Annotated in this window: 7 protein-coding genes; 6 read left to right on the forward strand and 1 reads right to left on the reverse strand. The window is 36.0% G+C overall.

All coding sequences use genetic code 11. The features are described from left to right. Nucleotides 1-79: 79 nt before the first annotated feature. Nucleotides 80-1,900: a cache domain-containing sensor histidine kinase gene (locus tag ACRPLQ_RS24325; RefSeq protein WP_048020497.1), complete on the forward strand. Its 1,821-nt coding sequence runs from the start codon at nt 80-82 to the stop codon at nt 1,898-1,900. Further along, nucleotides 1,878-3,461, forward strand: a complete 1,584-nt coding sequence (locus ACRPLQ_RS24330) for a response regulator (RefSeq protein WP_047751673.1) — start codon at nt 1,878-1,880, stop codon at nt 3,459-3,461. The genes ACRPLQ_RS24325 and ACRPLQ_RS24330 overlap by 23 nt, the downstream gene beginning before the upstream one ends. 39 nt (nt 3,462-3,500) lie before the next feature. On the opposite strand, the gene yhfH is transcribed toward ACRPLQ_RS24330, so the two are convergent. After that, nucleotides 3,501-3,632 carry a protein YhfH gene (gene yhfH, locus ACRPLQ_RS24335; protein WP_013055337.1) on the reverse strand — a complete coding sequence of 44 codons (132 nt, stop codon included), beginning with the start codon at nt 3,630-3,632 and terminating at the stop codon, nt 3,501-3,503. 228 nt (nt 3,633-3,860) lie between these two features. On the opposite strand from yhfH, the gene ACRPLQ_RS24340 reads away from it, so the two are divergent. From ACRPLQ_RS24340 to ACRPLQ_RS24355, 4 genes are all read left to right on the forward strand, one after another. Beyond that, nucleotides 3,861-4,592, forward strand: a complete 732-nt coding sequence (locus ACRPLQ_RS24340; RefSeq protein WP_034267959.1) for an MBL fold metallo-hydrolase — start codon at nt 3,861-3,863, stop codon at nt 4,590-4,592. A gap of 15 nt (nt 4,593-4,607) precedes the next feature. After that, entirely contained in the window at nt 4,608-5,597 is a 990-nt protein-coding gene (locus ACRPLQ_RS24345; RefSeq protein ID WP_098626103.1) for a lipoate--protein ligase, read from the forward strand. Between the two features lie 169 nt (nt 5,598-5,766). Further along, a complete protein-coding gene (locus ACRPLQ_RS24350) occupies nt 5,767-7,299 on the forward strand; it encodes a fatty acid--CoA ligase family protein (protein ID WP_165635906.1) in 1,533 nt (510 codons plus the stop codon). 35 nt (nt 7,300-7,334) lie between these two features. Further along, complete coding sequence (locus tag ACRPLQ_RS24355) at nt 7,335-8,111, forward strand: enoyl-CoA hydratase-related protein (protein ID WP_165635905.1); 777 nt, start codon at nt 7,335-7,337, stop codon at nt 8,109-8,111. The last annotated feature ends 391 nt before the right edge of the window (nt 8,112-8,502 follow it).

Consider the following 8,502-nt stretch of genomic DNA (forward strand, 5'->3'; position numbering starts at 1 on the left):
AAAAATAATAGTTAATTGAAAGCGCTTTTAATGTATAATAATAGTCATAATGTATGACATTAGTCAAAGGAGGTTAGTTGTGAAAGGCTGGAGCATACGCAAGAAATTAATTTTGTTTTTCTTATTCGCAACCGTTATTCCCTTTTTAATTTCAACGATTTTTACGTATCAATACACAAAAGAAACGGTTAAGAATCGATTTATTTCTACCAACTATCAAGTTATTAAAAATGGAAGCAATGATTTGAGTGATTACTTAAATGAAATTGCTAATATTACAAAAAGGCTGTACGGCTACCACCCATTTATTAAAGTGTTAGATGAAGGCGTATCAAGTGACTTAGGAGCCAATCAACTGGAAATATCACGCACTCTTCTTTATTTATATAATACTCGTCCAGAGATTGAACAGCTCCATCTTTATATTGAGAACGGGCATGACTCGTATACAGCTTATAATTCGAAAGTGAGCAGCAGAGGGAAGTACGATGATATTTACACTCAGCCTTACTATTCTTATTTAAATAAACATCATAAATTTCTTGCCATTGAGCCTACCCATGAAATTTATAGCTACAATAATTTATCAACGTTAATTGACTCACTGCCGAATCAAGTTATTAGCTTTCATCAGCGGATTGATGAAATTCCATCAGACAAGTTGTTAGCTTATCTATCTTTAGACATTAATATGACACAAATTCAATCTATATCGCAGCGCTTATATAATGAAGAGTCAGAAGATTTTTATTTAATGAACAATAAAGGGAAGGTTTTGTATTCTTCGGATTCAAAGGTTATTGGAAAAAACGAAAACTACCCGTGGCTAAAGGCGCTTACGTCTCAAGAGGATCACAGCATGGAATGGGAAGATAAAAGCTTCTCAGGCGTATTAATGTATGAAAAGCTTAAACAGCCTTTTGAGGACTTATACATTGTGAAGCGAATTCCTTACAGTGTTTTATATGAAGATGCAAGAAAGACAGCACTTATGAATGTATTAATTGGCCTGCCATTTTTGTGTATGCTCGTTATCGCTACGCTTTTTATATCGGTCCGTTTTACACAGCCGATTAACGTATTAATTCGCAATATGAAAGAAGTGGAAAAAGGATCATTTGAAGTCCGGTTTAAATCGCTTGGAAACGATGAATTTGGTGTTTTAGGAAGGCACTTTACCTCTATGGTAGAAACAATTAATGACTTAATTGAACGTAAATTCCGATTGGAGTTAGAAAATAAATCAACGCAGCTAAAAGTGTTGCAGTCACAAATTAATCCGCATTTTTTATACAACGCATTTCAATCGATTGGAACTCTTGCCCTTAAGCATAAAGCAGTTGAAGTATATTCTTTATTAACCTCACTTTCTCACATTATGCGTTACAGCATGAATATGAAAGAGGATATCGTTAGCTTAAAGCAAGAAGTCGATCACGTAAAAGCTTTCTTGAGTCTACAGAAGCAGCGGTTTGGTTCAAAGTTTGAGTATGAGTTAAATATCGAAAAAGAGGCAGAGCTTATGCGAATACCGAAAATGATCTTGCAGCCTCTTGTTGAGAATTCTTTTAAACATGGATTCGAAACCCGCACAGGAAGCGGAAAGCTGTTGATTTCAGCGAAGTTAAACGGAGAAGAACTGATTCTAACTGTTTCTGATAACGGAAAAGGGATAGGAGAGCAAGAGTTGAATCAATTAAAAGCGAGACTTCAGCAATCGTATAATCAAACAGATGAGCATATTGGGTTGCAAAATATTTATGAACGACTTCGCATCTACTATGGAGATCATGCTTCAATGCAAATTAGCAGTCAAGAAAATCACGATTTTACCGTTGTCATAAAGCTAACAACAATTGAAGAAAAGAGGGATAGTGATGAAAGTATTAATCGTGGATGATGAAGAGCATGTAAGAGAAGGAATAAAGCTGCTTGGACAGTGGGAAGAGCATGAAATTACAGATGTGATAGAAGCTGATAGCGGTGAGCAAGCGATTGCGCTTATTGAGGATCACGGACCGGAAATCATTTTTACTGATATGAAGATGCCTAATATCGATGGAATTGCTTTGTTGGAGTGGATTAAAGAGAATTCACCTTCTAGCAAAACGATTGTGGTAACAGGGTATGATGACTACCACTATATGCGTAAAGCTATTCATTTTGGAAGTACGGATTATATTCTAAAGCCAGTGGATCCTTCGATTTTAAACGATACGCTTGTACGAGCTGTAACTCAATGGAAGAAAGAAGAAGAGTCCAGAAAAGTCCATAATAGCAGCTATCGTTTAATCAATGAAATGAAGCCGATTTATCGAGATCGAAAACTAACGCAGTTAATGAACAATTATTTGCTAAATCAATCAATCTATGAAGAGTTTGGTTTCCATCTGACTAGAGAATATGAAGTGGGGATTGTACGTGTAGATGAATCCATTATTCGTTCTTTTGGCGGTGACCGGGATTTAGCCTATTTTTCAATTTTAAATGTAATCAATGAAATGCTGATGGCAGAAGAAAATGGGGTAGCCTTCCGTTATTTATCAAATAAGTGGGAAATTATCATTATATTTTGGAATGATTTTGAACGCATAACCTCTTTGCTGACGACTTTACATACAGCAATTCGCCGTACGTTAGACGTGAGCTGTCGGATTGCAAGAGGATGCAAAGTCTCTTCTATTGATCAGCTAATGAAATCCTATGAACATGCGAAAAATTCGCTTTTATTAAGCAATGTTCTTGATCAAAATAAAGTGAAGGTCTACGGCGAGCAAGACGTTTTAGCAAGTGCTTTATTAATAAATATGATGGATTATAACAGTAAAATTGAAGAGGCGCTGCAAGTAGGGAAGTTTGAAGCTTTTTTGCCGGTATTCAACGAAATTATCACAGCTTTTGAAGCACAAAATTATCTATCATTAAAGCAAATTCTGCATTTTGAGCAGGAATATCAGCTGTTAAGCCAGCATTGGTTAAAAAGATATCACATTCCTTATACGATAAGTAATGGTCCTGAATATGTTCTTTCTTTTTTCTATAACCAAGATGGGCAGTTTCAGCTAGCAAAGTATGTAGAGAGAAAAAAGCGTGAAGTAAAGCGTTTTTTAAAAGTAATAAAAAGGTATAGCAAGCAAAACAATCGCGACGTTATTTATGAGATCGAACAATTTTTGCAGCAAAATTTTCATCGAGATGTGAAGCTTCAAGAAATATCGGAACGTTTCTATTTAAGCCGTGAATACATTTCGAGAAAGTTTAAGCAAGAATTTCAAGAAAATATTTCAGATTATATGGTGAAAGTCAGAATGAATAAAGCCAAATCACTTTTACTAAATGAAGAACTAAAAATCTATGAAATTGCGAATATGATTGGATATCATGATGATAAATACTTTCGAAAAGTGTTTAAAAAAGTAGAAGGCATTACGCCAAACGAGTATCGCAGTTTGACCGTATAAAAAAAAGCTGAAACTGTTATAAAACAGTTTCAGCTTTTTTTATTTCATGATATCTAGGCAGTGATCGCATTTGTTTCCGTAGCACTCATGCTGTTCCTCGATGTCGTTTCCGCATTCTACGCACTTTTTATTGGGTAATCTTTTGAAAAATTCAGTCATTTTTTCTAACATTTAAATCCCCTCCGTTGTTTTTTGTTACTAATATTGTATTATAACAGATGTTGAAATGTCAATTATGTTTTATAACAATTTAGCCTATTTTGCTATTCTAAGTGGTTATTTGTTATATAACAATGAGTTATTTCGATAAAATAGGCAAAACGAGTATCTTTCAGTTAGTTTTCAAAAAAAAGTAGGGTATACTGAACGTAATAAAAATAGTACGAAAGGGTGATTGAAATGAAAGTAACTGTTATTGGTTTTTGGGGAGGATATCCTGCTGTTTCAGAAGCTACTTCTAGCTATTTAGTTGAGCACGATGGATTTCAGCTGCTTGTTGATTGTGGAAGCGGTGCATTGGCTCAGCTGCAAAAATATGCAAAACCAGAAGAAATAGATGCGATGATTTTATCTCATTACCATCATGACCACGTGGCTGATGTCGGAGTATTTCAATATGCTCGCCTCATTCAGACTCATCTAGGGAACGCTGTTAAGGAACTTTCTATTTACGGACATACATATGATCAGGAAAGCTTCAACAAACTTACTCATAAAGGAATTACCAAAGGAGTAGAGTACGATCCGAGTCAAAAACTTGACGTTGGGCCTTTTACAATCGAATTTATGAAAACGAAACATCCAGTCGTTTGTTATGCCATGAAAATAAGTGCTGGCAATCAAACCGTCGTGTACACAGCGGACTCGAGCTATTTAGAAGAATTTGTTTCTTTCTCAGAAAATGCAGATCTTCTTATTTGTGAATGTAACTTTTATGCTAGCCAAGATGGAAGCGGTGCTGGACACATGACAAGTACAGAAGCCGGTACACTTGCTTCTAAAGCAAGTGTCAAACAACTCATGCTTACTCACCTTCCACACTACGGAGAACACCAACAGCTAGTAGAGGAAGCTGCTGCTCATTATCAAGGTACGCTTACGTTAGCTGAATCAGGATACGTATGGGAATAACAAGGAGGAAAATGAATGTTATTTATTGATAATCAAAAAAATTATGATCCCCGAATTAACTTAGCAATTGAAGAATATGCGCTCAAGCATCTAGATATTAATGAGACATATCTGCTGTTTTATATTAATGAACCTTCTATTATTATTGGAAAAAACCAGAACACCATTGAGGAGATTAATACAAAATATGTTGAAGATCAGCATATTCATGTAGTGAGACGTCTATCTGGAGGCGGTGCCGTTTATCATGATAAAGGAAATTTAAACTTCAGCTTTATTACGAAAGACGATGGAAATAGCTTTCATAATTTTAAAAAGTTTACCGAGCCAGTCGTGGAAGCGTTAAAGAAATTAGGAGTCAATGCTGAGTTAAGCGGACGAAATGATTTAATGGCGGAAGGACGTAAAATTTCTGGAAATGCTCAGTTTTCGACGAAAGGAAGAATGTTCAGCCATGGAACTCTTCTTTTTGATTCAGAGATTGAAAACGTGGTATCAGCGTTAAAAGTAAAAAAAGATAAAATTGAATCCAAAGGCATTAAGTCTATTCGAAATAGAGTAGCGAATATCAGTGAATTTTTAGAACAGAAAGTAACGGTGGAAGAATTTAGAGAAATGCTGCTTCGGTATATCTTTGAGGGAGAAGAAAATATAACAGAATATAAACTAACGGAAAAAGATTGGGAAACGATTCATCAAATTTCTAAAGAGCGCTATCAGTCATGGGATTGGAACTATGGAAAATCACCTAAATTTAACTTACAGCACTCTCACCGCTTTCCTGTGGGACAAATTGACGTTCGTTTGGAAGTGAATAAAGGGAAAATCGATGCTTGCACCATCTATGGAGATTTCTTTGGAGTGGGAGATGTCCAGGAAGTACAGGGAAAATTAACAGGTGTTCGTTATGAAAAAGCTTCTATTGAACAAGCCTTAGAGGACATCGATATTCCACATTATTTTGGTAATATTACAAAAGAAGAGTTTGTTGAATTAATCTATTAAGAAAAAAGTCTGCCACATCAGGCTTTTTTTCTTTTTAAACAGATGAGTCTTGTCAATAGAACAGCAGTAACATTATAATAGAATAGAAGAAGTAAGAATTTTTCCATTATTATGACTTAATAATGAATGGTTGTTCATTCATTCGTTATTAAAAGGAGGAAGTTATGAGATGAATTTGTCAGCACAGCTTCATAAAACAGCTGAGCAATTTCCGCAAAAATCGGCATATGTTTTTATGGATCAGGAAACATCTTATGCAGATCTTGATGCATCGGTATCTAAGTTTGCTAATGGTCTGAAGCAATTAGGTGTAAAAAAAGGAGATCATATCGCTTTAATTGTCGGCAACTCGCCTCATTTTGTTATTGGATTGTACGGTGCTCTTCGAGTAGGAGCTACTGTTATACCCATTAATCCTATTTACACAGCGGATGAAATTAGCTACATGCTTCAGGATGGAGATGTAAAAGCAGTTATTGCGGTTGATTTACTTCTCCCTGTTTTAAAAAAAATCATTGGACACACTCCATTTTTGGAACACGTTATCTTATGTGAAACGACAGATACAGTGGAAAGTATACCTTCTTATTTTCACACGTTTTCGCAAGTTGTAAACAGAGGGGAAGCTACATATGATTTTCTCGAGTTAAAAGAAGAAGATGTGGCCATCATTCTGTATACGTCAGGAACGACTGGAAAACCAAAAGGAGCTATGCTTACGCATAAGAATATTTATTCAAACGCTCAAGACGTAGCAGATTATTTAAGTATAAATGGGAATGACCGAGTCGTAGCTGCTTTGCCGATGTTTCACGTATTTTGTTTAACTGTTTCATTGAATGCGCCTTTAATGAATGGAGGAACGATATTAATTGAACCAAAATTCAGTCCATCTTCTATATTTGAATTAATTCAAAATCGACAAGCGACTATTTTTGCTGGCGTTCCGACAATGTATAATTTTTTACTTCAGCATGACAAAGGGAAAAAAGAGCACTTTCACACGGTAAGGCTTTGTATATCAGGCGGGGCATCAATGCCGGTGGCACTTCTAACCCATTTTGAACGTAAGTTTGGGGTCATGGTAGCAGAAGGCTATGGATTATCTGAGGCTTCTCCTGTGACGTGTTTCAATCCGATTGATCGAGAGAGAAAAGCAGGTTCTATAGGCACATCTATTATGAATGTTGAAAATAAAGTGGTAAACGAACTAGGAAAAGAAGTAGAAGTAGGACAAGTTGGCGAACTTATCGTCAAAGGCCCTAATGTGATGAAAGGGTATTATAAGCTTCCTGAAGATACGGAATATGCTCTCCGAGATGGTTGGCTGTATACAGGTGACTTAGCAAGAATGGATAAGGAAGGTTATTTTTATATCGTTGACCGTAAAAAAGATTTAATTATTGTAGGAGGATATAATGTTTATCCTCGCGAAGTAGAAGAAGTGCTATATGCGCATCGGGATATTGTAGAAGTGGCTGTTATCGGAGTTCCTGATCCTTCTTTAGGTGAAAGTGTGAAGTGTTACGTGGTTTGCAATAATCAAGAGATAACGGAAGAGAAGCTTATTGCCTACTGCAAAGAGCACCTTGCTAAATATAAAGTGCCAAGTGAAATTGAATTTTTAAAAGAACTTCCTAAAAATACAACGGGAAAAATTTTAAGGCGTGCACTGAAGCAGCAGGTATCTCAGGAGCGATAAAATGAAAGCGATTCCAATTTGGAGGTGGTAAAAGAATGTCATCTATTTCTTATGAAATAAAGGGACACGTCGCCTATGTGATACTGAACCGTCCGGAAGCGATGAATGCTTTTAATTACGATATGCTTAAAGAATTGGAAGAAGTAATTGAAGGAATTCGTATTCAAAAAGATATTCGAGTTGTGACGTTTAAAGGGGCAGGTGAAAAATCTTTTAGTGTAGGTGCGGATTTAAAAGAACGTAAAACCCTCTCTGATCAAGAGGTAAAGCGCAATATTTACAAAATAGGAGAAGTGTTTTCTAAGATAGAGCAGCTTCCTCAGCCAACGATAGCAATCATCAACGGATATGCATTTGGAGGAGGAATGGAGCTGGCTTTAGCATGTGATTTCCGGATCGCTTCAACAGAAGCGCTTATGGGTTTAACGGAAACAAGCTTAGCGATTATACCAGGCGCAGGAGGAACACAGCGTCTCCCTCGCCTAGTTGGTGAAGCAAAAGCAATGGAACTAATTTTAACAGCTCAGCGCCTCACGGCATCAGAAGCAAAAGAATGTGGTCTAGTAACGAAGGTAGCTCCTGGATATCAAATAGAAGAAACAATAGATATTTTTATCTCGCTTTTATTAAAAAATGGGCCAATTGCACTTCAGCAAGCAAAATTTGCTATCAAAGAAGGAATGAAGGCCGATTTGCAGACTGGTTTGCAAATTGAACGAAAAGCATATGAGTTAACGATTCCGACAGAAGATCGTCTAGAGGCGCTTCAAGCATTTGCTGAGAAGAGAAGACCTAGTTTTAAAGGGAAATAAGAAGGGGCTGTCTAATGGACAGCCCTTTTTTAATTTCTTCGTATAATGAAGAAATTGAAAAAAGTAAAGGGTTCAAGAATAGAGAAGGCAAAGTTTAAACCTAGCTTTTGCCTATAATATGATGATATGATTTAGATAAAACAGCCATCTGAATCAAAAAGTAATGATTTCGAATTTTTTTGTTAAAAACTGTTGACTTTAATAAAGATATATTTTATTGTTATAAAGCGTCGTTGAGACATAACAGTAACAACGAAGCTGAAAAAAGAATTTTAAAAAGTTGTTGACATTACGTCGGTAACTTGATAAGATAATAAAGTCGCTTAAGAGCGGCGGTTGAACTTTGAAAACTGAACAAAGCGACAAACGTCAACGTTAATTTTTATTTTTT

The sequence above is a fragment of the Priestia sp. TRN 1309 genome, from assembly GCF_050846875.1.
GTDB classification, from domain to species: domain Bacteria; phylum Bacillota; class Bacilli; order Bacillales; family Bacillaceae_H; genus Priestia; species Priestia zanthoxyli.